Raw genomic sequence first — 26,288 nt, forward strand, 5'->3', positions numbered from 1 at the left:
AGCGCTCATAGGATGCGGTCGAACGTGGGCATAAGAACTTGGAGTTGCAGTGCAGGAGACTTCTGACATCGTGCAGCCGACTTCTGAAACTGACAACATTCTTCGCGACTCGGGTGCGCAGGCATGGCTCGGCGAAGCACCCCCGGACACCGCGGGTCTGGAGGTTCTGCCGGTGCGTCAGCATGCACGGTCGTGGCACAGTTACGCCGAACCGCAGCCGTCGTCGATCGCGTTCGTGCTCTACACCTCCGGCACCACCGGACCGCCGAAAGGTGTCCTGATCTCTCGCCGCGCCATCGAGGCCGGTCTCGATGCGTTGGCGGAGGCATGGAGCTGGACGTGGAAAGACACTCTCGTGCACGGACTTCCGCTGTTCCACGTGCACGGATTGATCCTCGGCATGCTCGGCCCGCTTCGGGTGGGCAGCCCAATGATTCACACCGGCAAGCCGACGCCGGAGCTTTACGCAGCAGCGCGCGGATCCATGTACTTCGGGGTGCCGACGGTGTGGTCGCGCATCGCCGCCGACGAGGATTCGGCCCGCGCACTGTCGCATGCCCGACTGCTGGTCTCCGGCAGTGCGCCGCTGCCCGTTCCGGTGTTCGAGAAGCTGCGCGAACTCACCGGTCAGGCACCGGTCGAGCGGTACGGCATGAGCGAAACACTGATCACCATCAGCACCCGCGCCGACGGCGAGCGTCGGCCGGGCTCGGTGGGACTGCCGATCGCAGGTGTCGAAACCCGGCTGCGCGGTGAGCACGGTGAGATGCTGCCGCACGACGGCGAATCCATCGGTGCCCTGCAGCTCCGCTGCCCCATGATGTTCGACGGTTACCTCGACAATCCCGAGGCCACTGCAAAGACCTTCACCGAGGACGGCTGGTTCGACACCGGAGACGTCGCCGTCATCGAGCCCGACGGCTTCCATCGCATCGTCGGACGTGCGTCGACCGACTTGATCAAAACCGGCGGCTACCGCGTCGGCGCGGGGGAGATCGAGACCGTGCTGCTCGGCCATCCGAGCGTCGACGAGGTCGCTGTGGTCGGCCTACCCGACGACGATCTGGGCCAGCGAATCGTGGCGTTCGTCGTCGGAACGGACGTCGAGGATCGGGTGCTCATCGATCTGGTGGCCGCCGAGCTGTCGATTCACAAGCGTCCGCGCGAGATTCGCGTCGTCGACTCACTCCCGCGTAACGCGATGGGGAAGGTGCAGAAGAAGCTGCTCGGCTGACCTCGGCTTGACGGCATAGGTTAGGCATGCCTACTGTTCTGGCTCATGACCGCACCTGCCCCGGAACTCACCCCCTACGTCGACGCCTTCACAATCGATGCGGCGACGCGTCGTGAATTCCTCATCGGCAGTGTCGCCCTCGCGGCCCTGATTGCCGGATGCGGCAGCAATGAGGAACAGCCCACGGACGACGGGGCAGGCGATGGCTATCCCCGCACGATCGTCGACGATGCCGGTGAGTCCGTCGTGATCGACCGTCGACCCCAGCGGGTGGCCTGTGTGGCCAACCTGTGGGATCTCGACACGGTGCTCGCGCTCGGTGTCGTGCCCGTGCAGTTCGGGGTGCGGGCGGGCTTCGCCGACATGATCGGCGCTCCGGACCGGTCGTGGCAGTGGCACGAGAACGCGCTGACCGAACTCGGCGGGACCAGTGAACGGATCTCCCTCGGCGAGTCGATCGACGTCGAGCGCATCGCTGCCGCCGAACCGGATCTCATCATCGGAGACGACGGAGTGGCCGATTCTCGTTCCCAGCTCGAATCGCTGGCCCCGGTGGTCCAGATCGCGTACTTCGATTGGCGTCGCAACCTGCAGATGATCGGCGACGCACTCGACCGGCGAGACCGCGCCGACGAGCTCATCGTCGAGACCGAGGCGAAGATGTCTGCCGCGCTCGACGGGCTCGACGTCGGCGGTGCCACGGTCGGCTTGATCGCCGCCTACGACACGTCGATGTTCTACGGGCTCGGTCACGAGTCGATCCCCGCCGTGGATCTGTTCCAGCGGGCCGGGTTCGCCACGGTGGCTGCTCTGTCCGACGGAGCGACCGCCGACGCACCGCGCCCGGAGTTCTCCGCCGAGAACGCCGACATTCTTGCCGATGCCGACGTGCTCGTCGTGTTCGACTTCGGCTCGGCGGGAATCGTCGATACCGGCTTGTTCACGTCGCTGCCGAGCGTGAAAGCCGGCAGGGTAGTAGTGCTCGAGCAAGGCGAAGTGGCACAGGGCTTCTCGACGTTGAGTCCGCTCAATCTCGACATCTGTATCGATGTGGTTCGCCGCGCAGCCGAACTTCTCTGATTGCATGCCGAGGGGATTGTTGTGGGATGACCCACGGTCGACGCCGTCGTCAGCGAGAGTGGGAGACGGCGGCTAAGTTCGAGGAATGACCACACTCGATGGCGCACGCATTCTCGTATTCGGTGCCAGTGGCGGTCTCGGCGGTCCCATCGTCGAGCAGCTCGCGAAAGCCGGTGCCCGCTTGACGGTGAGCGGTCGGAGCATCGAGTCGGACCATCACACGGCCAATGCCGATCTGACCCTGCCGGATTCGGCTCGCTCGGTGGTCGCGAAGGCCGTCGAACACCACGGCGGACTGGACGGGATCGTCATCGCCGCGGGTGTGGTGGCGTTCGGGCCCGTGACCGATGTGGACGACGACACCGTCGACGAACTGTTGCTGCTCAACTACCTTGCGCCGCTGCGAGTTCTGCGAGAGGCGCTGACAACCCTGGACCAGGGCGGGTTCGTGCTCAACATCAGTGCCGTCGTGGCCGACAAGCCGATGCCGAACATGGGGGCGTATTCGGCGAGCAAGGCCGCGGTCACTGCACTGCTGAAAAGCGTTCGTACAGAAGCTCGTAAGTCGAAGATCAGGATCGTCGACGTACGTCCACCGCATACCGAGACGGGACTGGCCACGCGTCCGATCTCCGGCGAGGCACCGAAGTTGCCGACGGGTCTGACTCCCGAATCCGTCGCGGCACGGATCGTCGCTGCGATCACCGACGACGAAACCGATGTCGGCGCGGACCAGTTCTCGTAGGCGAAAGATTCCTAGGCTATTGTCGGCATCGTGACCGAAACACATGTGACCGACGCGGGCAGAAGGCTCGTGCGTCGTCGCACCATCGATTTCGGTCTCGTCTGCACTTCTTCCTGTTCGTAACTGTCGATCGAACCCATCCCCGACGAGCATTTCCTGCTCCTCGGGCAGTTCCGGCAACCCTCGAAACGAACAGGACCTTCCATGACCACATCTGTTTCCCATCTCGGCGGCGTCATCGCTGCCACCGACGACGCAGTGCAGGCCGACCCCAAGAATGCCCAGGCGGTATTCCGGGCCTCGGCCACCGCGCACGACGCCGTCGCCAGCACCATCACTCTCGGTAAGTTCAGCGTCGAGGTCGACGAGCCACCGGCCCTCGGCGGCGCCAACACGGCCGCCAACCCGGTCGAGTACTACCTGGCGTCGCTGCTGTCCTGCCAGGTGGTCACGTACCGCGTCTGGGCCGAGAAGCTCGGTATCGTCGTCGACGACGTCAAGGCCAAGGCCGAGGGTGATCTCGACGTGCGCGGGTTCTTCGGTTTCGACGACGAAGTGCGTCCCGGATTCGGCGAGGTGCGGGTCGTCGTCACGGTCACCGGCCCGGAGACCCGGGAACGGTACGAGGAACTACAGCAGGCCGTCGATGATCACTGCCCTGTGCTGGACCTGACGCGCAACCCCACCCCGGTCCACACCGTTCTCGAAATCGGCTGACGCCGTGAGCGAGCGGACATTCGGCCTGCGTACCAGAGCAATTCACGCCGGAGCGAGGCCTGATCCTTCCACCGGATCGCGTGCCGTGCCGATCTACCAGACGGCGAGCTACGTGTTCGAGAATTCGGCGGACGCAGGCGATCTGTTCGCTCTGCAAAAATACGGGAACGTCTACAGCCGTATCGGAAACCCGACCGTCGCCGCCTTCGAGGAGCGCATCGCGAGTCTCGAAGGCGGCATCGGGGCGGTCGCGTTCGCCAGCGGGTTGGCGGCCGAGTTCGCTGTGTTCGCCGCCCTCGCCGGCACCGGGGACCACATTGTCGCGGCGGCCGGCCTCTACGGCGGTACGGTGACGCAACTCGACGTCACACTCCGGCGTTTCGGTGTGGACACGACGTTCGTGCCGGGTACCAATCCGGCGGATTACGCAGCAGCAGTGACGGATTCGACCAAGCTGATCTACGCCGAGGTCATCGGTAATCCGTCCGGCGAGATCGCCGATCTCGAGGGCCTTGCGGACGTGGCGCATGAGCACGGAATTCCGTTGGTGGTCGACGCAACCATGGCCACGCCGTGGCTGAGCCGACCCATCGAGTTCGGTGCCGACATCGTGATCCACTCGGCTACCAAGTTTCTCGGCGGGCATGGATCGACGCTGGGCGGCGTGGTGGTCGAATCCGGTCGATTCGACTGGGGCTCGGGCAAATTCCCGCAGATGACCGAGCCGGTGGCATCGTATGGGGGCCTGTCGTGGTGGGGAAACTTCGGCGAGTACGGCTTTCTGACCAAGTTGCGCAGCGAGCAACTGCGCGATATCGGCGGTGCGTTGGCACCGCAATCGGCTTTCACCTTGATTCAAGGTGTCGAGACGCTGCCGCAGCGCATGGACGCTCACGTTGCCAATGCTCGCGTCGTCGCCGAGTGGCTCGAACAGGATCCGCGGATCGACTACGTGAGATGGGCCGGTCTGCCCGGCCATTCACACCACGAGCGATCCCAGAAATATCTGCCCGCCGGTCCTGGTGCGGTGTTCGCCTTCGGCATCGTAGGTGGTCGGGACGCCGGCCGGACATTCGTCGAGAGTGTCCAGATTGCCAGCCACGTCGCCAACATCGGTGATGTGCGCACCCTGGTGATCCATCCGGCCAGCACCACCCACCGCCAACTCAGCGATGATCAGTTGGGCGGCGCGGGGGTGGGGCCGGAACTGATTCGGATCAGTGTCGGCCTCGAAGACATCGACGACATTCTCTGGGACCTGGATCAGGCATTGTCGCTGGCAACAGGAAAGGCGGGGTCATGAGCGAACGTACCTGGCAGGGGCCCTCCGCTCAGGAACGCCAGCGCATCATGCGAGAGACCACGACGGTCGCGATCGTCGGTGCGTCCAAGAACCCCTCGCGGGCATCGTATTTCGTCAACCGCTACCTGTCGTCGACGAGCAACTACGAGATCTTCCTGGTCAATCCGACCATCACCGACATCGAGGGAACAACCGTCTATCCGACGCTTGCAGACCTGCCGAAGGCCCCGGACCTTGTCGACGTATTTCGCAAGTACGACGACCTTCCCAAGGTGCTCGCGGAAACCATTGCGGTGCAGGCCAAGACGATCTGGCTTCAGCTGGGGCTGTGGCACGAGCAGGTGGCCCGCGACGCCGAAGCAGCTGGATTGAACGTCGTCATGGATCGGTGCCTCAAGATCGAACACGCGCGATTCAACGGCGGGCTGCATCTGGCCGGATTCGATACGGGAGTGATCGATTCGCGTCGTACCCGCGGTTAGCGGTTCATGCTTTCAAGAGACGGCCGCTGATCACAGTTGCCAACGCGCGTGGGGCCAAACGCACACTGCCGGCACTGAACTTGTTGGACAGGCCGGACACGACGCTCGCGGGAGTACGGCGAGAATCCAACGCGCGCAGGGCCGTCGAGACAACCTGCTCGGAGGTCTGGAAATTGCCTACCGCAGCGTCGCCGGTTCCGAGGACGTCGAAGAATTCGGTGCGCGTCGGGCCGGGGGAGAGGGCGAGGATCTTCAGCGGTGAGCGGCGGTGCTCGTAGGCGAGCGCCTCGGTGAAGTTCAACACGAACGCTTTGGTCGCCCCGTACACGGCCATGTTCGGTGTGGGTTGGTACGCGGCAGTACTCGCGATGTTGATCAGTGCGCCGGTCAGGTTCGGTAGAAATGCGTGTGTGAGGTCTACCAGGGCGCTGACGTTCAGTGCGATCTCAGCGGCGATGCGCGCGGAATCCTCGTCGGTGAACTTTCCGTGCGTTCCGAAGCCGGCATTGTTGACGAGGCTCGTGGGGGTAATTCCCTTGTTCGCTAGCGTGTTTCGTAGAGATCTGCCGACGCCGGGGACGCCCAGATCCATCGCCACCGCGGTGGCCGTGACGCCGTACTCGGTCTCGATCCTCGTTGCGAGGGTGTTCAGCCGATCGGCGCGCCGCGCCACGAGGACGACGTTCTCGCCGCGTGCTGCGAATCGGGTGGCGAATTCCTCGCCGAGGCCTGAGCTTGCTCCGGTGATGAGCACTGTGGAAGTCATGGGTTCCAATGTAGGCAGTGTCGATGTACTGGGTCTGTCGGGGACGCGGCATCGATCCGATGTGCCGCCTTCTTCCCGACTAAGTTGGATTGCATGAGCGAATACGACCTGCAACGCTTCGTCGACGCCCAAGACCCGGTGTGGAACGCGGTGACGCGTGAGTTGAAGGCGGGGCGGAAGCAGACACACTGGATGTGGTTCGTGTTTCCGCAGTTGGCCGGGCTGGGACGCAGCGCCACCGCTCAGCATTTCGGCATTGCGGATATGACCGAGGCAGAGCTGTACTTGTCGCACGAAGTGCTGGGACCGCGACTGACGAAGGCGTCTCGGCTGGTAACCGCTGTCGAGGGGCGGACGGTCGACGAGATTTTCGGCTATCCGGACAATCTGAAGTTGCATTCGTCGATGACACTTTTCGCCGAAGCCGCCCATGGTCCGTCCGCGTTCGGCGACGTATTGCAAAAATACTTCGCCGGTGAATTCGATGGTCGGACACTCGACTTGCTGGACGAGCGATACCGCTAGCATCGCACCCATGACCACTCCACTCGCCGGATCCATTGCCTTCGTCCACGCCAGCTGGCACCTGGACATCGTCGACCGAGCGCGTGTGGGATTCGCCGCTGAACTCGAGCAGCTCGGAAACGACGCAACGGTCGACGTCTTCGAGGTGCCCGGCGCGTTCGAGATTCCGCTCCACGCGCAGCGGCTCGCCAGAACCGGAAAGTACGCAGCGATCGTTGCCGCCGCACTGGTCGTCGACGGCGGAATCTATCGACACGACTTCGTCGAAACGGCCGTCATCGACGGACTGATGCGAGTGCAGCTCGACACCGATGTCCCGGTGTTCTCGGTGGTGCTCACCCCACACCATTTCCACGAACACGCCGACCACACCGAGTTCTTCACCGCGCACTTGGAGAAAAAGGGTGCCGAGGCGGCGCGGGCTGTCGTCAAAACCCTGACGTCGTTGGGGACCATCGGCTGACGGCAGGGTCGGAGACCAGCGAATTCGAGTTGTGGGAGATATCCCCAGCGACCTACTGCTGACTTACAAACTGCCGCTCGACGACAGGCGCACCCGCAGGGTCGCACAGTTGCAGCGTCGAGACGGGATTGGAAGGTCCTTTGTCACCAGGGAACCGTCGTGGCGGGTCGTCAGTCGTGATGTGGGGCGAAGTGATTTGACCGTTAACACATGCCACCGACAGGTTTTGATTCACGAATCTTCCTGCACAGCAATAGTTTTCGATTCAACAATGGTTGCCAGTCGAACGCATGTTCGATACGCTTGCACCTATGACGACGGAGATCTGGCAACTGAGCGAGAGCGAACTGCTCGCCGACGCTGCCGCGGTCTCCCATGACATTCAGTTGTTGGAAGCTCGGCGGATTGCTTTGGTCGCCGAGATCGACATCCGCGTCTCCCGGGAGAAGCTCGGCTTCCCCGGCCCCGCAGGCTGGCTCACCTCCACCACCCTGCTCACACCGAGCAAAGCGCACAAAGTCGTGGCCCTGGCCCGCGGACTGAAGAACTTCCCCGACATCGCCGACGCCGTCAACACCGGCAGCATCTCCGTCGACCACGCCGCCCTGATCCTCGACTTCGCCGAAACGCCACCGAAAGAACTCCCCCAACAAGGCCAAGACGACGCCAGAGCGGCACTGTTGACGTCCGCGACCGGACCCGAAGCCCGCACCGGACCACTACGCGCAGCGATCACCCGCCTCCACGACACCTTCGGAGGCAAAACCCCACCCGCCGAGGACACCGACCGCAACGAACTCTTCGCCTCCACCACCCTCAACGGACGCCTGGTAGCGAAGATGGATTTCGACGCCGTCACCGGCGAAAAACTACTCACCGCACTCTCCCCGCTCACCGCACCCCGCCCCGCAGCTGACGGCACCCCCGACGACCGCAGTCCCGCCAGACGGCGCGCCGATGCTTTCGGGCACATCCTCGACCGCTACCTCGCTATGAGCGATCGCCCCACCGAAGGTGGGGAGAAACCACACATCAACCTGCACATTCGGTTGCAGGACCTCCAGAGCCTGGGCGGTCAGAACAGTGACGACATCACCGACGACGAAACCACCCGCGCTGCAGCACAATCCAACAACGCCGCCGAAGGGGACGCAGTCGAGAACGACACCGCCACCGGACCCGGCAACCAGGCCCGTTCAGCGACCGCGGACCGTGGCGCGTATCGCGACTTGTTCGGCGACGGCTCCAGCGTCGGCTGGCTGCCCTGGATGGGGCCGCTCTCCCGCAACACCTCCCGTCAACTGGCCTGCGACTGCCTTTTGACCGCCATCGTCATGGACGAGAACGGCAACCCCCTCAACCTCGCTCGCACCGCCCGCACCGTCACCGCGAAACAGAAACGCGCCCTCACCGCCCGCGATCACGGGTGTGCATTCCCCGGCTGCGGGAAACCCGCCGCTTGGACCGAAGGGCACCATATTCGGCACTGGACCGACGGCGGACCGACCGACATGAACAACCTGGTTCTGCTCTGCGGATTCCACCACCGCCTGATCCATCATTCGGATTGGGAAGTGTTCATCGGCACCGATCAACACCCCTGGTTCGTACCCCCGGCATCCGTGGACCCCACCCGGCAACCGAGACGATCCCACGCCCGAGCCGGCCCCCACATCGCGTAAGCCCCGCACTCGAACCGCACCAAAACAAGCCAGCCCCGCACCGAGAACACGGTGCGGGGCTGGAAGAGGTTGCCAGTAAACCTGTTACGAGAAGGGAGCGGTCAGTCGTTGGCGTGCAACGCTGCGTTCAGTTCGACGCCCGTGCCCTTCCACGGGACTACCTCGACCGCACCCGAGAGTGAGTTGCGGCGGAACAGCAGGTTGGACTTTCCGGTCAGCGTCGCCGCCTTGACCACAGTGCCGTCCGGTCCACTGACCTTCGTGCCCGCGGTGATGTACAGCCCCGCCTCGACGACGCAGTCGTCACCGAGCGAGATGCCGAGCCCGGAGTTGGCACCCAGCAGGCAGCTCTTACCGACGGAGATGACGTTCTTGCCGCCACCGGAGAGCGTGCCCATGATCGACGCGCCGCCGCCCACGTCGGAACCGTCGCCCACGACGACGCCTGCGGAGATTCTGCCCTCGACCATCGAGTTGCCGAGCGTTCCTGCGTTGAAGTTGACGAAGCCCTCGTGCATGACGGTCGTCCCGCTGGCCAGGTGCGCGCCCAGACGAACGCGATCGGCGTCGGCGATACGAACGCCGGTGGGGACGACGTAATCGACCAGGCGCGGGAACTTGTCGACGCCGTAGACGGTGACCGGACCGCGGGCACGAAGTTTCGCGCGCACCGTCTCGAAGCCCTCGACCGCTGCAGGCCCGAAGTTGGTCCACACCACGTTGGCGAGCAGACCGAACAGGCCGTCGAGGTTCTGGCCGTGCGGCTCGACCAATCGGTGCGACAGCAGATGCAGACGCAGATACGCATCGTGCGCGTCGACCGGGGCGTCGTCGAGCGAGGCGATGCTGGTGCGTACCGCGACCACCTCTACGCCGCGCGCCTCGTCCGGTCCGACGAGAGCAGCCAAGTGCTCCGGGATGTCCGACCCCTCGAGCCGAATGGTGCCGGATTCGAATCCCGACCCGAGCTCGGGGCTCGGAAACCAGGTGTCCAGAACGACACCCGACGTCGTGATGTTGGCAAGACCGATTGCTGATGCTCCCTGTGCGCTCACGGCAGGAAGGATACGCGGTGGGTCCCGCGAGGTGGTTCGCCCGTCAGCACAGGTGCAGGGACTGTTTCGTGGATGCGATCCTGACGCCCAGTCGGTTCGTTACCGATTCGACTGTCGAGTGTGATCGCATCGGGATGCGGGCGGACGGTCGAGCACCGAGCAAGCTGACAGAGTGTCACCGGTGACCACCCGAGCCGGCTCGCGCAGCCGTGGCCCAACCGCAGCAATAGCCGAGGGTTTCTCGTTCACCGGATTGGTCATGGCCACGGCCGCGACGATCGTCCTCGGAATCGCGTTGGGTTTGGTTGTCGTAGGGCCGTGGTAGACATGCCCATCGGTTGACAGGGGGTCGCCGAGTCTGGGGGGACGTCATGAGTTCTAGCTGGTCCACACGTACGCGTTCGGCAGTGACGGTGATCGCTGCGGCGCTGATGGCCGTGAGCAGTGCCGTCGTCGGTTCGGGTACCGCCGCTGCCGATCCGAACTGCCTCGGAGCCGGCGGTTCTTCGGCCGTGGTCGCGCGGATCCCCGGGTCAGCGCTGGAAGGCCTGGCCGTCGACGGATCGGGACGCGCCTACGTCACAGATATCGTCTCCGGTCGGGTGTACCGCATCGATGCGCCGGGCCGGCCCGCGTACCCCATCGCGAAAGTCCCGAGCGGCGGCGGCGGAGCACTTGCTTGGATGCCCGACGGCACCTTGCTGGTCGGCTACGGAGCCGACCCCCGCGTCTTCGTCGGAGACTTCGTCAAGGCCGCGGGCATCGTGCGCCTCGACGTCGACACATTGGCCGTCACACCGTTCGCGAAGGGTTTGAGCGCTGCCAACGGACTCGCCGTTGCTGCCGACGGAACGGTGTACGCCACCAACGACTTCGGTTCGCTCATCGGTCGAATCGGTCCCGATGGATCCGTCGACCCGGCATGGGCGCGCTTTCCGAGCGCGAACGGCGCGGTTCTCGATGCGGCCGACCAGTATCTCTACGTGTCGCGAACCTTCCGAAACCCAGGGGTCAGTCGAATTCCGATCGCCAACCCGTCGGCACCGGAAAGCCTGCTCGACCTGTCGGGGCTGGGCTCGTTCGCAGCCCCGGACGGTCTGACGCTCGATGACGCCGGACGCCCCGTGGTCCCGCTCAATGCCGGCGGATCCGTCGTTCGCATCGACGCGCCGGGGGCCACGTGCGTGATCGGCACCGGTACTCGGCTGACGAGTGTTGTCGTCTATGGGCGCTCCCAGCAGGGTTTTTCCAGCGGAAGATTGTTCGGCGCAGGCTTCGACGGCGTGGTCCGCGAGATTCCGGGGCCCGAAGCCTAGGGTTGTCGCCGTGACGCTCGAACTGCATGCCGACCCGATAGACCTCACTGCTGCGCTCGTGGACATCCCCAGTGTCAGTGAGGACGAATCGCGCATCGCCGACGAGGTCGAGCAGGCGCTGCGAGAACAGACCACCGGCTTCGAGATCATCCGAAGCGGCAACGCCGTGCTGGCCAGAACCAATCGCGGGCTGGGGTCGCGGGTGATGCTTGCCGGTCACCTCGACACGGTTCCGATTGCAGACAACGTGCCGTCGAGGCGCGAACACGACAGTGCCGAGGGCGACATCCTGCACGGGTGCGGAACCGTCGACATGAAGTCGGGCGACGCGGTGTTCCTGCACCTCGCCGCCACGATCGAGAACCCCGCCCACGATCTGACTCTGGTGTTCTACGACTGCGAGGAGATCGCGGCCGCGCGCAACGGGCTGGGCCGCATCGAACGGGAACTGCCCGAGTGGCTCGAGGCAGACGTCGCCATCCTCGGCGAACCGTCCGGCGGTTTCATCGAGGCCGGTTGCCAGGGGACGCTGCGCGTGCGGCTGACGGCGTCGGGCACCCGAGCGCACAGTGCTCGTTCCTGGTTGGGAGACAACGCGATTCACAAGTTCGGTGCGGCACTCAACCGCCTCGCTGCGTATCGGGCTCGCACCGTCGATATCGACGGCTGTGTGTATCGCGAAGGGCTGCAAGCGGTCCGGATCTCCGGCGGAGTCGCCGGCAACGTCGTTCCCGACGCGGCCGAACTCGACGTCAACTTTCGCTTCGCGCCGGACCGCAGTGTCGACGAGGCCGTCGAACATGTTCGTGAGGTGGTCGAGGGGCTCGATCTCGGCTTCGAGGTCACCGACTCGTCACCGGGGGCGCTTCCCGGGTTGAACAAGCCTGCCGCTGCGGCGTTGATCGAGGCCGCGGGCGGGCAGTTCCGGGCCAAGTACGGCTGGACGGACGTCTCCCGGTTCTCGGCCCTCGGCATTCCGGCGGTCAACTACGGCCCCGGCGATCCCAACCTCGCCCACAAGCGGGACGAGCGGGTACCCGTCGAGCAGATCACCCACGTCACGCAGGTTCTCCGGGGCTACCTCTCTGCCGGATAGCCTGAACGCCATGAACAGCGACGAGAACCACAGCACCGAGAAGTCGGCCAAGCACAAGGGATCCGTCGTACTGCGGCGTGGCCGAAACACCGAGACGTCCACCTCGGATCAACGCCTGCTCGACGAGCGAGGGCCAGGGAACTGGATTCACTCCGATACCTGGCGGGTGCTGCGCATCCAGAGCGAATTCGTCGAGGGATTCGGCGCGCTCGCAGAGGTGCCGAAAGCGGTGACGGTGTTCGGCTCGGCCCGCACCCCGGTCGACCATCCCGAGTACGCGCGAGCCAGAGAGCTCGGAGCAGCACTGGCGAACGAGGGCTTCGCCGTCATCACCGGCGGCGGGCCCGGCGTGATGGAAGGTGCCAACCGAGGTGCGAGCGAGGCCGGCGGCTACTCGATCGGACTGGGCATCGAGTTGCCGTTCGAGCAGGGACTGAACGAGTGGGTCGATCTGGGCATCAACTTTCGATACTTCTTCGTTCGTAAGACCATGTTCGTCAAGTACTCCCAGGCGTTCGTATGCCTACCCGGCGGCTTCGGCACCCTCGACGAACTGTTCGAGGCCTTGACCCTGGTGCAGACCGCCAAGGTCACGAAGTTCCCGATCGTGTTGTTGGGCAGCGACTTCTGGTCGGGACTGCTCGACTGGATCAAGACGACCCTCGTGAAAGAAGGCAAGGTGTCCGAGAAGGACCTCGATCTCATCCACTGCACCGACAGCGTCGACGAGGCTGTCCGGATCGTCCGCGAGGCCCAACAGTGAGTAACTCGGCAACCGGGACGCAGTCGCTCAGCGTCTGCGTCTATTGCGCGTCGGGTCCCGTCGACGCCTCGTTCATCGAGCTGGCCGCGGAGGTCGGCACCGAGATCGGCCGACGAGGCTGGCAACTCGTCTCGGGGGGCGGCAACGTCTCGATGATGGGCGCGGTGGCTGCGGCGACGAGAGCAGCGGGCGGCAACACCGTCGGCGTCATCCCGAAAGCGCTCGTGCACCGTGAGGTCGCCGACGTCGACGCCGACGAGTTGATCGTCACGGACACCATGCGCGAGCGCAAGAAGATCATGGAGGATCGCGCCGACGCGTTCATCACGTTGCCCGGCGGTATCGGAACGCTCGAGGAACTCTTCGAGACGTGGACGGCCGGCTACCTGGGCATGCACAGCAAGCCGATGGTGATGCTCGATCCGTTCGGACATTTCGACGGCATGATGCAGTGGATCGACGGTCTGCGGGCAACCGGATTCGTCCAGCAGCGGGCGCTGGATGCCCTCGTCAGAACCACATCGGTCGATGAGGCGCTGAACGCCTGCGCGTCGTTGTGACAGGTCACCAACCGCGGCGGTCAAGCGAGATGCCCAAACTTGTTACTCTCAAGTAGGGTAAGAAATCTCACACCGTCTCAAAGGGGAGTTCATGGCTGTCGATGCCCGTCAGAAAATTGGAGTGAGCGACGTCGCAGTCGCGCTGCCGAAAATGGTGACGGAGGTGCCGAGCCTGCTCAAGGGCCTGGCGGGATTCACCCGTAAGCCCGACCACAAGGCGTCGATCGGCCAGATCTTCCAGGACGCAGCCGCCAAGCACAGCAGTCGGCCGTTCGTGCGGTTCGAGGGCGAATCCACCTCGTACAAGGACGCCAACGAGCTCGTCAACCGGTACGCGGCAGTGTTCGCCGACCACGGAGTCGAGCGCGGCGACGTCGTGGGCGTATTGAGCAAGAACCGCCCCGAGGCGTTGTTCGCCGCGCTCGCCGCCGTCAAGCTCGGTGCCACCGCGGGAATGCTGAACTACAACCAGCGCGGTGACGTGCTCGAGCACAGCCTCGGGATCCTCGAAGCCAAGGTCCTGGTGCTGGACGAGAACGCACAGGAAGCCCTCGATTCGCTGGACGCGGAGCCGAAGGTGGGAGCGGTGCTGCCACTGAAGAAGCTGACCGACCTCGCAGCATCGGCATCGACGGCCAACCCGAAGGTCACCGCGGAGATCCAGGCCAAGGAGAAGGCGTTCTACATCTTCACCTCGGGCACCACAGGCATGCCGAAAGCCAGTCTGATGAGCCACTTCCGCTGGCTCAAGTCGATGTCCGGTCTGGGCAACATGGGCGTCCGGTTGCGTAGCAACGACGTCATCTACTGCTGCCTGCCGCTCTACCACAACAACGCGTTGACGGTGACGCTGTCCTCGGTGCTCGCAGGCGGAGCGACCATGGCCATCGGCAAGCAGTTCTCGGTGAGCAATTTCTGGGACGACATCCGCGTCAACGAGGCCACTGCCTTCACCTACATCGGCGAGCTCTGCCGATACCTGCTCACGCAGCCGAAGAAGGACTCCGACCGCGACAACTCGGTCAAGCTGATCGTCGGCAACGGCCTGCGCCCGGAGATCTGGGAAGAGTTCACCGAGCGGTTCGGCATCTCCCGCGTCGCCGAGTTCTACGGTGCCAGCGAATGCAACATCGCGTTCATCAACGCGCTGAACATGAAGAAGACCGCAGGCATCTGCCCGCTTCCGTACGCCGTCGTGCAGTACGACGAGGAATCCGGCAAGGCCAAGCGTGGTCAGGACGGCAAGCTTCGCAAGGTCGGCAACGGGGAGATCGGACTGCTGCTGTCCAAGATCACCGACCGCGCCCCGTTCGACGGGTACTCCGACGACAAGGCCACCGAGAAGAAGATGGTGCGCGACGGCTTCAAGGACGGAGACGCCTGGTTCGACACCGGCGACCTGGTCCGTAAGCAGGGCTGGATGCACGTCGCGTTCGTCGATCGACTCGGTGACACCTTCCGCTGGAAGGGTGAGAACGTGGCCACCACGCAGGTCGAGGGTGCCCTCGGCGGACACTCGTCGGTCGATGGAGCCGTCGTCTACGGCGTCGACATCGACGGAACCGACGGCAAGGCCGGTATGGCTGCGATCACGTTGCGCGACGGCGAAACCTTCGACGGCAAGGCAGTCGCCGAGCATCTCTACGACAAGCTGCCCTCGTACGCGGTGCCGCTCTTCGTCCGCGTGGTCGAGAGCCTCGAGCAGACCTCGACGTTCAAGAGTCAGAAGGTGGCCCTGCGCAAGCTCGGTTACGAGGAAGACAACGAGAGCGAGCTGTACGTGCTGCGCGGCAAGTCCGGTGGCTACGAGAAGGCCTACGACGGGTATGTCGACGAGGTAGCCGCAGGCAAGGCTCCCAAGGGCTGAGCACTCGAAACGTGCGCGCGTGTCACTATTGATTTCATGAGCACCCTGTGCGGCAAAACGGTCGCCGACGACCGCGCTTTGGTGATGGCAATCGTCAATCGCACCCCCGATTCGTTCTACGACGGGGGTGCGAACTTCACCGACGATGCCGCCATGGCGTCGGTGCACCGGGCCGTCGCCGAGGGTGCCGACATGGTCGACATCGGCGGTGTCAAGGCCGGTCCGGGTGTCCTGGTCGACGCCGACGAGGAGATCCGACGCGTCGTCCCGTTCGTCGAGGCCATCCGCGGTGCCTATCCGGAGCTGCTGATCAGTGTGGACACCTGGCGCAGCGAAGTCGCCAGGCTGGCGTGCGGGGTGGGTGCGGATCTGATCAACGACACCTGGGCCGGGGCAGACCCCGAGTTGGTGCGCGTTGCGGCGGCCGAGGGGGTCGGCATCGTGTGTTCGCACACCGGTGGTGCCGTCCCGCGCACGCGGCCGTTCCGGGTTCGGTACGCCGATGTTGTCGCAGATGTGATCACGGAAGTCACCGCCGCCGCGGAAAATGCCGTCGCTGAGGGGGTGAAGAAGGATTCGATTTTGATCGATCCGACGCACGATTTCGGGAAAAACACCTATCACGGGCTCGAGTTGTTGCGGCGCGTGGACGATCTTGTAAACACCGGGTGGCCTGTGCTCATGGCGCTGAGCAACAAGGACTTCGTAGGCGAGACTCTAGGGGTAGAGCTCGTCGACCGGTTGGAGGGAACATTGGCAGCGACAGCATTGGCCGCAGCAGGCGGAGCCCGAATGTTCCGGGTGCACGAGGTTGCGCCGACCAGAAGAGTCGTGGACATGGTGGCAGCGATTCAGGGGCTCCGAACCCCGGCGCGGACGGTCAGGGGTCTGGCATGACACTTGCGGATCGAACGGACGTGACCAAGGCATGGTCCGAAACCAACAGCTGGGACACCCCCGGCTGGACCCTCGCCGAACTGGAAGCCGCAAAGGCGGGCCGGACGGTATCGGTGGTCCTGCCTGCGCTGAACGAGGAACAGACCGTTGCCGCGGTCATCGACACAATTCATCCGCTGCTCGGGGGTCTCGTCGACGAATTGATCGTGTTGGACTCCGGTTCGACGGACGACACGGCGGTCCGCGCGAGCGCAGCCGGCGCACGCGTCATCAGCCGAGAAGAAGCGGTGCCCGGGGTCGACCCGGTGCCGGGCAAGGGCGAGGTGCTGTGGCGATCGGTCGCGGCGTCGACCGGTGATCTCATCGCCTTCGTCGACTCCGATCTGATCAATCCCGATCCTGCGTTCGTACCCAAATTGCTCGGCCCGCTGCTGATGGGCGACGGCATCCACCTCGTCAAGGGGTACTACCGCCGTCCGCTGCGGGTCAGCGGAACCGAGGATGCCAACGGCGGTGGACGTGTCACCGAGCTCGTGGCCAGACCTCTGCTCGCTGCACTGCGGCCGGAATTGACCGGCGTCATTCAGCCGCTCGGCGGAGAATATGCGGGCACGCGTGAGTTGCTGTCGGCGGTGCCCTTCGCGCCCGGCTACGGAGTGGAGATCGGCCTGTTGCTCGACACGTACGACAGGCTGGGTCTGCAGGCAATCGGTCAGGTGAATCTCGGTGTGCGCAAGCACCGCAACCGTCCGTTGGTCGAGCTCGGCGCAATGAGCAGGCAGATCGTCGGGACGATGCTGAACCGCTGCGGCGTGGTGGATTCCGGTGCCGGTCTGATGCAATTCCGGGTCGACGGGGACTCGTTCGAGCCGTTTTCGACCGAGGTGTCGCTGATGGATCGTCCGGCGATGAATTCGCTGAAGTAGTCGTGTCGGGCGGGCGTGACAAGATCGTGGCATGTTGACGCTGCTGATCTATGTCGTCGTCATTGCCGTCGTCGCTGCGGCATTGTTCTTCGTGGCGTCGATCGTGTTCGGTCGCGGTGAGGAACTGGGCCCGTTGCCCGAGGGAACCACCGCGACCGTGCTGCCCGCGGAGGGCGTCACCGGGGCCGATGTGAACTCTCTGAAGTTCCAGCAGACTCTGCGGGGGTACAAGCCAAGCGAAGTCGATTGGGCACTCGAACGGCTCGCCGGCGAAATAGACATACTCCGGTCTCGGCTGACCGCTGCGGAGGCCGGTGCGCAGGTTTCTTTCGAGCCCTCTTTCGAGCCCTCTTCGAAGCCCTCTGTCGAGCACGAGCCGGGTGTGACCGAGCCGGGCGAGCGGTGAGTGCCGTAGCCGGACCGGACGGCAAGCTGCGCTGCCCGTGGGGTGCCACAGCCGATGCGCTGTATCGGAGCTACCACGACACCGAGTGGGGTCGCCCCCTGCACGGGCGCGATGAACTGTACGAGCGGCTCTGTCTCGAGGCGTTCCAGTCCGGTCTGGCGTGGATCACCATCCTGCGCAAACGTGAGAGCTTCCGCAGCGCGTTCGCGGGGTTCGACCCGGAACGAGTGGCGCGATTCGATGCCGCCGACATCGAACGGTTGATGAACGATGCGTCGATCGTGCGCAATCGCCTGAAGATCGATGCTGCGGTGAACAATGCTCGGGTCATCGTCGACTTACCGGACACCGACCTCGACACCCTGCTCTGGTCCTTTGCGCCCGAACCCCGGTCCACGCGCCTCGAGGACTTCTCGGACGTCCCCGCCTCGACCCCGGAGTCGACGGCTCTGGCCAAGGAGCTCAAGCGTCGGGGGCTCCGGTTCGTCGGTCCGACTACCGCGTACGCCTTGATGCAGGCCACCGGAATGGTCGACGATCACCTGTCGGGGTGTTGGGTGCAGGTCACGAATGCAGACTCCGTTTCCCGGTATCGAGGTCGATAGGGAAGAATAGGACCCAACACCCGTCGCCCCGCGACGAAACATATCTTTTAGGCCGAGGCGCCGTGCTGGTGGGCGCAGATCTGGAGGGAGCAGAGGATGGCGGCGATGAAGCCCCGGACTGGGGACGGTCCCCTCGAAGCAACCAAAGAGGGACGAGGAATCGTCATGCGTGTCCCGCTCGAGGGGGGCGGCCGGTTGGTCGTCGAGTTGACCCCCGATGAGGCCGCAGCACTCGGAGACGAACTGAAGGGTGTCACCGGCTGATAGTCACGTCGATCGATCGACGCTCAGCCCCGCTTGCCGTACCGGCAAGCGGGGCTTTGTGTTGTGTCGACGAAGGTTGTGTCGACAGAGGTGGTGGCGACAGAGGTTGTGGCGAGGCGCGTGCGTCCCGGTGTGAGAGAGGTGCTGGGTGCTGACCGATATTGTCGATCTCCTGTTGTGTCCGCAGTGCCGCGCGCGTGATGTCGAATCCGGCCTCGGCGTCGGGGACACGGATCGGACCCTGTTGTGCGACCGAGGGCATTCGTTCGACGTGGCGCGTCAGGGTTACGTCGGTTTGTCGACCGGAGCCGGCGGCAAGTTCACCGGTGACTCGGCGGAGATGATCGCCGCTCGCGATGCGTTCCTCGGGCAGGGTCACTTCGACCCGATCGCGGCCGCGGTCTCGGCTGCCGTCCCGTCGGACAGTGAGGTGGTGCTCGACGTCGGGGTGGGGATCGGGCACTATCTCGCGACTGTGCTCGACGCACGTCCCGGTGCTCGAGGCATCGGCGTCGACGTCTCCAAGTTCGCTGCCCGCCGCGCTGCACGATCACACGTTCGTCTCGGGTCCGTGGTCGCGGACATCTGGAGCGGCCTGCCGGTGCGATCGCACAGCGTGTCTGCGGTGACGTGTGTGTTCGCCCCGCGCAACGCCGGTGAGCTCGGACGAGTCCTGGTGCCCGACGGCGTGCTGGTGGTCGTGACACCCACGGAGCGTCACCAGCGGGAGCTGCGGGGTCCACTCGGTCTGATCGGCGTGGAGGAGAACAAGACCCGCAGGCTGGGTGAATCGCTGTCCGGGCAGTTCGAGCCGGTGGCAGAATTACCGCTCGAGTACTCGGTGACGCTCTCGCACAACGACATCGAGGCATTGGTCGGAATGGGGCCATCGACGCGACACGGCGACCCCGAGGCGCGGGCCGCCGCGTTGACACAACTACCCGACGCCATCACGGTCACCGTGTCGGTGATCGTGTCGACCTATCGCCGCCGCGCCAACGCTGCTTCGTAGACGGCAAGGGTCTGTTGGGCGATCGACGCCCACGAGAACTCGGCGACGGCGCGCTCTCGTCCGGCTTTGCCCATTGCCGCTGCGAGTGTGGCGTCGAGGGCGACCGCATTGACGGTGTCGGCCAGGTTCCGCTCGAAGGCGTCTGGCTCGTAGGAGTTGTAGTGCACCAGGCGTCCGGTGCGGCCGTCGTCGACCACCTCGGGAATGCCGCCGACATCCGATGCCACGACAGCCGTTTCGCAGGCCATTGCTTCGAGGTTGACGATGCCGAGCGGCTCGTACACCGACGGACACACGAATACGGCTGCCGCTGTGAGTATTTCGCGGATCTTGTCGGTGGGAAGCATGTCCTTGACCCAGAACACGCCACCGCGCTGTTCGGCGAGCAGCGCCACGGCGCGCTCGGTTTCCGCAGCGATCTCCGGAGTGTCGGGCGCGCCTGCACACAGGACGAGCTGAATCGATGGATCGAAGTGGTGGGCGGCTGCGATCAGGTGCCCGACACCTTTCTGTCGGGTGATGCGCCCGACGAAGGCAACGATCGGCTTGCTTCTGTCGACGCCGATCTCGTCGAGGGTTGTCGTGCCGTGATCTGCGAACCAACGTTCGGTGTCGATTCCGTTGCGCACCACGTGAACTCGGCTCTTGTCGAGGCGTGGATAGGCGTCGAGCACATCTTTGGCCATGCCCTCGCTGACCGCGATGACGGCGTCGGCGTATTCCACGGCGTTGCGCTCGGACCACGATGAGATGCGGTACCCGCCGCCGAGCTGCTCGGCCTTCCACGGCCGGCGCGGTTCCAGCGAATGCGCAGTGAGGATGTGGGGAACGTCGTACAGCTCGGCGGCGAGGTGGCCGGCGAGGCCGGTGTACCAGGTGTGCGAATGCACCACGTCTGCGCCCGCGGCCGCGTTCGCCATCCGCAGCTCCGTCGACAGCGTCGTCAGAGCAGCGTTGGCTCCGGCGAGTGCGGGGTCGGGGTCGTGCACCTGAGCGGTGTCGCGCGGCGCGCCCATACAGTGGATGTCCACGTCGCACAGCGACTTCAGCTGCGCAGTCAACTCGGTGACATGAACTCCTGCGCCACCGTAGATCTCCGGGGGATATTCCTTGGTCATCATTGCTACGCGCACGTGAACGAACCTACATTCCCCAGCAGTTGTGCGTGTACTGCTCGCACGGTTCTCTCGGTGCGGATAGGTTGAATGGGTGAGGACACAACCGCACGTACTAGGGATCGTGCTTGCCGGCGGTGAGGGTAAACGTCTTTACCCGATGACCGCGGACCGAGCCAAGCCGGCTGTTCCCTTCGGGGGCGCCTACCGACTCATCGACTTCGTGCTGAGCAATCTCGTCAACGCCGGTTACCTCCGGCTCTGCGTGCTCACCCAGTACAAGTCCCATTCACTGGACCGCCACATCTCGCAGACGTGGCGCTTGTCCGGGTTCGCCGGGGAGTACATCACTCCGGTTCCCGCACAGCAACGTCTCGGGCCCCGGTGGTACACCGGCAGTGCCGACGCCATCTTCCAGTCTTTGAACCTGGTGTACGACGAGGACCCCGAGTACATCGTGGTCTTCGGTGCCGACCACGTGTACCGCATGGATCCGGAGCAGATGGTGCAGCAGCACATCGACTCCGGTGCCGGCGTCACCGTCGCGGGAATCAGGGTTCCGCGTAGTGAGGCATTCGCCTTCGGGTGCATCGACTCCGACGAGAACGGCAAGATCACTCAGTTTCTCGAGAAGCCCGCACAGCCCCCGGGAACCCCCGACGACCCGAACGTCACCTACGCGTCGATGGGTAACTACGTCTTCACCACCAAGGTGCTCGTCGACGCCATCAAGGCCGACTCCGAGAACACCGACTCCGACCACGACATGGGCGGCGACATCATTCCGGCGCTCGTGGAAGCGGGCGTCGCATCGGTCTACGACTTCAACGACAACGTCGTTCCCGGAGCCACCGAACGCGACCGTGGCTACTGGCGAGACGTGGGCACCATCGACGCCTTCTACGACGCTCATATGGACCTGGTGTCCGTGCACCCCATCTTCAATCTGTACAACCGCCGCTGGCCCATCCGTGGATCGGCGGAGAACCTGCCGCCCGCCAAGTTCGTTCAGGGCGGCCTGGCTCAGGAATCGGTCGTCGGTGCGGGATGCATCCTGTCGGCCGCCACCGTGCGGAACTCGGTGCTCAGCTCCAACGTCATGATCGACAGCGGCGCGACCGTCGAGGGCAGCGTCTTGATGCCCGGCGTTCGGATCGGCAAGGGTGCCGTCGTGCGGCACGCGATCCTGGACAAGAACGTCGTCGTCGGTGACGGTGAGATAGTCGGCGTCGACCACGAACGCGATCGTGAACGCTTCAACGTCAGTGCCGGGGGAGTCGTCTCGGTCGGCAAGGGCGTCTGGATCTGAGTGCCTGCGGCAGTGGTGCGGTTAAGTGCCGCAGAGGGCACATAACCGCACCACTGCGCGGAGCGCACTCACGCCCGCGACGCGCAGATCAACCCATCACCCAGTGGCAGCAACACCGTCGTGAGGCGCTCGTCCTCGGCGATCGCTCGCGCAGCGGATCGGACGGCAACCGCGGTCGCGTCGCGCTGAGTGGGGTCGGCGACTCGCCCGCCGAGCAACGCGTTGTGCAGCACCAGTACTCCGCCGGGGCGCAGCAGTCTGACGCTCTCGGCGACGAAGTGCGGGTGGTCGGCCGGACTGGCGTCGATGAAGACGAGATCGTAAGTGTCGTCGGCCAACCGGGGGAGCACGTCGAGCGCCCAACCGTTGATCAGCCGGGTACGTGAAGGCGCAATTCCTCCTGCGCGGAACGCTTCTCGGGCTGCACGCTGGTGCTCGGGCTCGGTGTCGATGGTGGTGAGAACGCCGTCGGCGCGCATACCGTCGAGCAGCCAGAGTCCGCTGATTCCGGCGCCGGTCCCGATTTCGACGACCGTCTTCGCGCCGAGCATCTGCGTGAAGATGGACAGAATCGCGCCTACCGACGGTGGGACGGGGGCCGCACCGAGATCGACGGCACGCTCTCTGGCTGCGATCAGCACCTCGTCCTCCTGAGCGGAGTCTTCGGCGTAGGCGAGCATTTTCTCGGCGTTGGTCGGCACGCCCCGAGGTTATCGTGCCGGCGGTTCGATCTCACGCGCACATTCTCAGGTGCGCCTCAGCTGATTCATACCGGACCCACACTCGGGTCCGTCAGGCTGTGGAGGAATCGAAGGTCCGTCTCGATTGCGAAGTGTGAGCTGGAACATCCGAGGGTAGTCGTCGGTTGAATCAGAAGGACGTACGCAGTCCTGAGCAGGAGGATCCAGCTATTTACAAGATCAACGGCGATCGCGACATCGCGCGTCTACCCGAGTCCGTACCCGTGCCCGAGGACCTCAGTGGGACTGCGGTGTTCGATGCCACCGGCGAGGACTCCACCATGCCGTCCTGGGACGAGTTGGTTCGCGAGCACGGCGACCGCGTCTACCGCTTGGCATATCGCTTGTCCGGCAACGCCCAAGATGCCGAAGACCTGACGCAGGACACGTTCATTCGGGTGTTCCGCTCCCTGTCCAACTACCAGCCGGGCACGTTCGAGGGCTGGCTGCATCGCATCACCACGAACCTCTTTCTGGACATGGTCCGCCGCCGCAGCCGCATCCGTATGGAGGCGCTGCCCGAGGATTACGACCGTGTTCCCTCCGACCGCCCCAACCCCGAGCAGATCTACCACGATGCGCGCCTCGACCCGGATCTGCAGTCTGCACTCGACTCGCTGGCACCGGAGTTCCGTGCCGCGATAGTGCTGTGCGACATCGAAGGACTGTCGTACGAAGAGATCGGTGCAACACTGGGCGTGAAGCTCGGAACGGTTCGCAGTCGCATTCACCGTGGACGCCAGGCGCTACGCGAGTACCTTCGAGTGCACGGGACGGTCGACTCCGGTCACGCAAGTGTCCACTAGCTAAGAGGAGGGTTGGATGACGCAGGCGCGCAAGCCCCGGCAGTTCAGCTCCACCGAACATCTGGCCAGTGAGGCCATTGCGGCTTACGTCGACGGCGAATTGCGGATGCCCGCCTACCTCCGTGCCGCTCAACACCTGTCCGAGTGTCCGGATTGCGCGGCCGAGGTCGAAGCCCAGCAGCAGGCTCGTAAAGCGCTCCGCGGGGCGGGTGAGCTGTCCATGCCGCACTCGCTGCTCGGGTTGCTCAGTCAGATTCCGTCCTGTGCAGGCGAGGACCGGCCGGCCCACACCAAGCGGTCCTTCATGTCGGCCGTCGCCGACGTCCGCCGTCGCCGACGCTGACGGCACCGCAATCTCTGCGACGACTTCTCACCTGCATCGAGCCGGGCCGACAGCTCGAGTGATACTGAACTCTCACACCGACGTATGCGAGGGGTAACCGGACGCGTGACATCGAATTCGACCAGCACCGAGACCGCAGGCACAGCCGACGGCGAAGGTCCACGGTTGCCTCCTCGTCCGGTCTACCGGCCGGTGGTCGATCCGATGTCCGCCTCGGTGTTCGGACGCCCGGAGGATGTCGACGGCTCGTTCTCGCCGCGCCGGACCCATCAGCAACTTCCCTCGCGAGTGTCGGTGCGTCCACCCGATCCCATTCTCGCCGAGGCATTCGGTCGCCCGGACGACGCGCCGGAATCGCTGCAGCGTGATCCTGCCGCCCACGACAACGACACCGCTGTGTCGGAGCCCGTGGATCCGTGGCGCGATCCCGCGTCGCAGGTCTCGCTCGGCAGCGCTGCGGTCGATACTCCCCCGCCCCCGGTGCTACGTCCCGGAACCAAACTCGGTGTGCGCGACGTGCTGTTCGGCCGCTCCGTGTCCGTCCGTGCACTCGTCGTCCTCGGTGTGCTGGCGCTCGTCATCGGCTTGGTCGGTGGCCTCTTCGGTCGTCTGACAGCGGAAGTGACCGGCGCACTGACCAGTCAGAAAGTCAACCTGACGCAGTCGAGCGGTGACGACATCCCGCGCGGCCAGATCACCACTGTCGCCGACGCCGTCCTGCCCTCCGTAGTCTCGATCCAGGTCACGCTCGGTGAGACCGGCGGCACCGGCTCGGGCGTCGTCATCGCCGGTGAGGGCTACATCGTGACGAACAATCACGTGATCTCCCTGGCCGCATCCGATCCGGAGAACTCGACCCTGGAAGTGACGTTCTCCGACGGCACCAAGGTGCCCGCCGACATCGTCGGCAGAGACACCAAGACCGACCTCGCCGTTCTCAAGACCGACGTGGGCAACCTCACCGTGGCTCGACTCGGCCGCTCCGAGGACGTGCGCGTCGGCCAGGACGTCATCGCCGTCGGATCCCCGTTGGGATTGAACAAGACGGTCACCTCAGGGATCGTCAGCGCCCTCGATCGTCCCGTCGCCCTCTCCGGTGAGGGCACCGACACCGACGCAGTCATCGACGCCGTGCAGACCGATGCCGCCATCAACCCCGGCAACTCCGGTGGCCCGCTCATCGACTTCGAAGGTCGCGTCATCGGTATCAACTCGGCGATCCGAAGCGAGAGCGGCGGCTCAGTCGGCCTCGGCTTCGCAATTCCCGTCGACGAGGTCTTCGAAGTGACTCAGTCGCTCATCCGGGATGGCGTGATGCGGCATCCGGACTTCGGCATCAACGCACGATCGGTCATCAACGACACCGCGGCCGGTGCCGAGGTTGCCAACGTACGAGCGAACGGTCCGGCGCAGCAGGCCGGAATCGTCGAGGGGGACGTCATCACCAAGGTGGGCGACCGGTCGGTGGGCGATGCGGACGAACTGGTGGTTGCAGTGCAGGAGACCACGATCGGCCAGGCGGTTCCCGTGCAACTCGTCCGCTCGGGACGGCTGGTGGATGTCTCCGTCACGCCGGTTTCGGACTGACGACGTAGGCTGGCAGTCGTGTTCGGCAACATCGGTTGGGGAGAACTCGTAATTCTCCTCGTAGCAGCTCTGGTCATCCTCGGCCCGGATCGACTTCCCGGCGCTATCAGCTGGGTGTCCAAGTCGATCCGCCAGGTCAAGGATTACGCCAACGGGGCCAGTCAACAGCTCAAGGACGAGCTCGGCACCGACTTCGAGGATCTTCGCAAACCCCTCGCCGACCTCAACCAACTTCGGGGCATGACCCCACGAGCGGTGATCACCAAGCACCTGCTCGACGGCGACGATTCGATCTTCAAGAATCCCCTCGACGACACCTTCAAGGGCAAGCCCTTCGACGCCAAGCCGAAGAGCTCGGGTGGACCCACACCCCAGAGCAGCGCCCCGCAGGGTGCTGTGTCGATGAGCAAGAACGAGCCGAAGCTGTCGGCCGGCGACACCCCGCCCATCGACGCGGACGCCACGTAGCCAGTCGTCGTGCCGCCATTCACCCCTGTGCGTGAATGGACCACTGCACACATCTGGCCTCTGTGCACCGCTCCCCGAAAGTTGGACTGAGTAATTCAGTTCCGACTATTGGGGAGCGTGTGTATGCGTGTACGAAGTTCGCTTACCGAGGATCAG

General features: G+C 64.7%; 29 protein-coding genes and 1 pseudogene. 26 read left to right on the plus strand and 4 right to left on the minus strand.

Going from position 1 to position 26,288, the window contains the following annotated elements; genetic code table 11:
• Window positions 1-82: 82 nt before the first annotated feature.
• The 6 genes and pseudogenes from ACIGGF_RS24340 to ACIGGF_RS24365 all read left to right on the plus strand — a co-directional run.
• Window positions 83-1,234: pseudogene (locus ACIGGF_RS24340) on the plus strand (acyl-CoA synthetase); the annotation flags it as partial.
• 45 nt (window positions 1,235-1,279) lie between these two features.
• Complete coding sequence (locus tag ACIGGF_RS24345; RefSeq protein ID WP_397523657.1) at window positions 1,280-2,314, plus strand: ABC transporter substrate-binding protein; 1,035 nt, start codon at window positions 1,280-1,282, stop codon at window positions 2,312-2,314.
• Window positions 2,315-2,399: 85 nt separating this feature from the next.
• Complete coding sequence (locus tag ACIGGF_RS24350) at window positions 2,400-3,059, plus strand: SDR family NAD(P)-dependent oxidoreductase (protein ID WP_397523658.1); 660 nt, start codon at window positions 2,400-2,402, stop codon at window positions 3,057-3,059.
• Between the two features lie 204 nt (window positions 3,060-3,263).
• Complete coding sequence (locus tag ACIGGF_RS24355) at window positions 3,264-3,776, plus strand: OsmC family protein (RefSeq protein WP_397523659.1); 513 nt, start codon at window positions 3,264-3,266, stop codon at window positions 3,774-3,776.
• A 4-nt stretch (window positions 3,777-3,780) separates the two neighbouring features.
• Window positions 3,781-5,079, plus strand: coding sequence for an O-acetylhomoserine aminocarboxypropyltransferase/cysteine synthase family protein (locus tag ACIGGF_RS24360; protein ID WP_397523660.1), 1,299 nt, complete (start codon window positions 3,781-3,783; stop codon window positions 5,077-5,079).
• On the plus strand, window positions 5,076-5,561 hold the full coding sequence (locus ACIGGF_RS24365; RefSeq protein ID WP_397523661.1) for a CoA-binding protein: 486 nt from the start codon (window positions 5,076-5,078) through the stop codon (window positions 5,559-5,561). The genes ACIGGF_RS24360 and ACIGGF_RS24365 overlap by 4 nt, the downstream gene beginning before the upstream one ends.
• Window positions 5,562-5,565: 4 nt before the next feature.
• Here the strand turns inward: ACIGGF_RS24365 and ACIGGF_RS24370 are convergent, their stop codons facing one another.
• Complete coding sequence (locus ACIGGF_RS24370; RefSeq protein ID WP_397523662.1) at window positions 5,566-6,327, minus strand: SDR family NAD(P)-dependent oxidoreductase; 762 nt, start codon at window positions 6,325-6,327, stop codon at window positions 5,566-5,568.
• 93 nt (window positions 6,328-6,420) lie between these two features.
• Between ACIGGF_RS24370 and ACIGGF_RS24375 the strand changes: the two genes are divergently transcribed.
• The 3 genes from ACIGGF_RS24375 (at window position 6,421) to ACIGGF_RS24385 (ending at window position 8,997) form a co-directional block, all read left to right on the plus strand.
• Complete coding sequence (locus ACIGGF_RS24375; RefSeq protein WP_397523663.1) at window positions 6,421-6,852, plus strand: DUF1810 domain-containing protein; 432 nt, start codon at window positions 6,421-6,423, stop codon at window positions 6,850-6,852.
• A gap of 10 nt (window positions 6,853-6,862) precedes the next feature.
• A complete protein-coding gene (locus ACIGGF_RS24380) occupies window positions 6,863-7,315 on the plus strand; it encodes a 6,7-dimethyl-8-ribityllumazine synthase (RefSeq protein WP_397523664.1) in 453 nt (150 codons plus the stop codon).
• Between the two features lie 311 nt (window positions 7,316-7,626).
• Window positions 7,627-8,997 (plus strand): DUF222 domain-containing protein, encoded by a 1,371-nt coding sequence (locus tag ACIGGF_RS24385; protein WP_397523665.1) that lies wholly within the window; start codon window positions 7,627-7,629, stop codon window positions 8,995-8,997.
• A 101-nt stretch (window positions 8,998-9,098) separates the two neighbouring features.
• On the opposite strand, the gene dapD is transcribed toward ACIGGF_RS24385, so the two are convergent.
• Entirely contained in the window at window positions 9,099-10,052 is a 954-nt protein-coding gene (gene dapD / locus ACIGGF_RS24390) for a 2,3,4,5-tetrahydropyridine-2,6-dicarboxylate N-succinyltransferase (protein ID WP_397523666.1), read from the minus strand.
• Between the two features lie 181 nt (window positions 10,053-10,233).
• On the opposite strand from dapD, the gene ACIGGF_RS24395 reads away from it, so the two are divergent.
• The 12 genes from ACIGGF_RS24395 (at window position 10,234) to ACIGGF_RS24450 (ending at window position 19,764) form a co-directional block, all read left to right on the plus strand.
• A complete protein-coding gene (locus ACIGGF_RS24395; RefSeq protein ID WP_397523667.1) occupies window positions 10,234-10,377 on the plus strand; it encodes a hypothetical protein in 144 nt (47 codons plus the stop codon).
• A 46-nt stretch (window positions 10,378-10,423) separates the two neighbouring features.
• The gene (locus ACIGGF_RS24400; RefSeq protein ID WP_397523668.1) at window positions 10,424-11,368 is read left to right on the plus strand and encodes an SMP-30/gluconolactonase/LRE family protein; all 945 of its coding nucleotides are present in this window, start codon (window positions 10,424-10,426) and stop codon (window positions 11,366-11,368) included.
• 10 nt (window positions 11,369-11,378) lie between these two features.
• Entirely contained in the window at window positions 11,379-12,464 is a 1,086-nt protein-coding gene (dapE, locus tag ACIGGF_RS24405; protein WP_397523669.1) for a succinyl-diaminopimelate desuccinylase, read from the plus strand.
• 10 nt (window positions 12,465-12,474) lie between these two features.
• The gene (locus ACIGGF_RS24410) at window positions 12,475-13,227 is read left to right on the plus strand and encodes a TIGR00730 family Rossman fold protein (protein WP_397523670.1); all 753 of its coding nucleotides are present in this window, start codon (window positions 12,475-12,477) and stop codon (window positions 13,225-13,227) included.
• Entirely contained in the window at window positions 13,224-13,787 is a 564-nt protein-coding gene (locus ACIGGF_RS24415; RefSeq protein ID WP_397523671.1) for a TIGR00730 family Rossman fold protein, read from the plus strand. Before ACIGGF_RS24410 ends, ACIGGF_RS24415 begins: the two co-directional genes overlap by 4 nt.
• 91 nt (window positions 13,788-13,878) lie before the next feature.
• Entirely contained in the window at window positions 13,879-15,654 is a 1,776-nt protein-coding gene (locus ACIGGF_RS24420; protein ID WP_397523672.1) for a long-chain-acyl-CoA synthetase, read from the plus strand.
• 36 nt (window positions 15,655-15,690) lie between these two features.
• Window positions 15,691-16,551 (plus strand): dihydropteroate synthase, encoded by an 861-nt coding sequence (gene folP / locus ACIGGF_RS24425; protein ID WP_397523673.1) that lies wholly within the window; start codon window positions 15,691-15,693, stop codon window positions 16,549-16,551.
• Window positions 16,548-17,477: a glucosyl-3-phosphoglycerate synthase gene (locus ACIGGF_RS24430; protein ID WP_397523674.1), complete on the plus strand. Its 930-nt coding sequence runs from the start codon at window positions 16,548-16,550 to the stop codon at window positions 17,475-17,477. Before folP ends, ACIGGF_RS24430 begins: the two co-directional genes overlap by 4 nt.
• Window positions 17,478-17,508: 31 nt before the next feature.
• Window positions 17,509-17,883, plus strand: coding sequence for a DivIVA domain-containing protein (locus ACIGGF_RS24435; RefSeq protein WP_397523675.1), 375 nt, complete (start codon window positions 17,509-17,511; stop codon window positions 17,881-17,883).
• Window positions 17,880-18,488, plus strand: coding sequence for a DNA-3-methyladenine glycosylase I (locus tag ACIGGF_RS24440; protein ID WP_397523676.1), 609 nt, complete (start codon window positions 17,880-17,882; stop codon window positions 18,486-18,488). The genes ACIGGF_RS24435 and ACIGGF_RS24440 overlap by 4 nt, the downstream gene beginning before the upstream one ends.
• A 96-nt stretch (window positions 18,489-18,584) precedes the next feature.
• On the plus strand, window positions 18,585-18,752 hold the full coding sequence (locus tag ACIGGF_RS24445; protein WP_008714277.1) for a DUF3117 domain-containing protein: 168 nt from the start codon (window positions 18,585-18,587) through the stop codon (window positions 18,750-18,752).
• A 148-nt stretch (window positions 18,753-18,900) separates the two neighbouring features.
• The gene (locus ACIGGF_RS24450) at window positions 18,901-19,764 is read left to right on the plus strand and encodes a methyltransferase domain-containing protein (RefSeq protein ID WP_397523677.1); all 864 of its coding nucleotides are present in this window, start codon (window positions 18,901-18,903) and stop codon (window positions 19,762-19,764) included.
• On the opposite strand, the gene glgA is transcribed toward ACIGGF_RS24450, so the two are convergent.
• On the minus strand, window positions 19,734-20,897 hold the full coding sequence (gene glgA, locus ACIGGF_RS24455; protein ID WP_397523678.1) for a glycogen synthase: 1,164 nt from the start codon (window positions 20,895-20,897) through the stop codon (window positions 19,734-19,736). The two genes, ACIGGF_RS24450 and glgA, sit on opposite strands and share 31 nt — an antisense overlap.
• A gap of 76 nt (window positions 20,898-20,973) precedes the next feature.
• Between glgA and glgC the strand changes: the two genes are divergently transcribed.
• The gene (gene glgC, locus ACIGGF_RS24460; protein ID WP_397523679.1) at window positions 20,974-22,188 is read left to right on the plus strand and encodes a glucose-1-phosphate adenylyltransferase; all 1,215 of its coding nucleotides are present in this window, start codon (window positions 20,974-20,976) and stop codon (window positions 22,186-22,188) included.
• A gap of 68 nt (window positions 22,189-22,256) precedes the next feature.
• On the opposite strand, the gene ACIGGF_RS24465 is transcribed toward glgC, so the two are convergent.
• The gene (locus tag ACIGGF_RS24465; RefSeq protein WP_032365496.1) at window positions 22,257-22,868 is read right to left on the minus strand and encodes an O-methyltransferase; all 612 of its coding nucleotides are present in this window, start codon (window positions 22,866-22,868) and stop codon (window positions 22,257-22,259) included.
• Window positions 22,869-23,107: 239 nt separating this feature from the next.
• Between ACIGGF_RS24465 and sigE the strand changes: the two genes are divergently transcribed.
• The 4 genes from sigE (at window position 23,108) to tatB (ending at window position 26,132) form a co-directional block, all read left to right on the plus strand.
• Complete coding sequence (sigE, locus tag ACIGGF_RS24470; protein ID WP_397523683.1) at window positions 23,108-23,734, plus strand: RNA polymerase sigma factor SigE; 627 nt, start codon at window positions 23,108-23,110, stop codon at window positions 23,732-23,734.
• Window positions 23,735-23,750: 16 nt separating this feature from the next.
• Window positions 23,751-24,077, plus strand: a complete 327-nt coding sequence (locus tag ACIGGF_RS24475; RefSeq protein WP_397523680.1) for an anti-sigma factor family protein — start codon at window positions 23,751-23,753, stop codon at window positions 24,075-24,077.
• An 84-nt stretch (window positions 24,078-24,161) separates the two neighbouring features.
• Window positions 24,162-25,664 carry a trypsin-like peptidase domain-containing protein gene (locus ACIGGF_RS24480; protein WP_397523681.1) on the plus strand — a complete coding sequence of 501 codons (1,503 nt, stop codon included), beginning with the start codon at window positions 24,162-24,164 and terminating at the stop codon, window positions 25,662-25,664.
• A gap of 18 nt (window positions 25,665-25,682) precedes the next feature.
• Window positions 25,683-26,132, plus strand: coding sequence for a Sec-independent protein translocase protein TatB (tatB, locus tag ACIGGF_RS24485; protein ID WP_397523682.1), 450 nt, complete (start codon window positions 25,683-25,685; stop codon window positions 26,130-26,132).
• Window positions 26,133-26,288 lie beyond the last annotated feature (156 nt).

This window comes from Rhodococcus sp. NPDC078407 (assembly GCF_044542515.1).
In the GTDB taxonomy this organism is placed as follows: domain Bacteria; phylum Actinomycetota; class Actinomycetes; order Mycobacteriales; family Mycobacteriaceae; genus Rhodococcoides.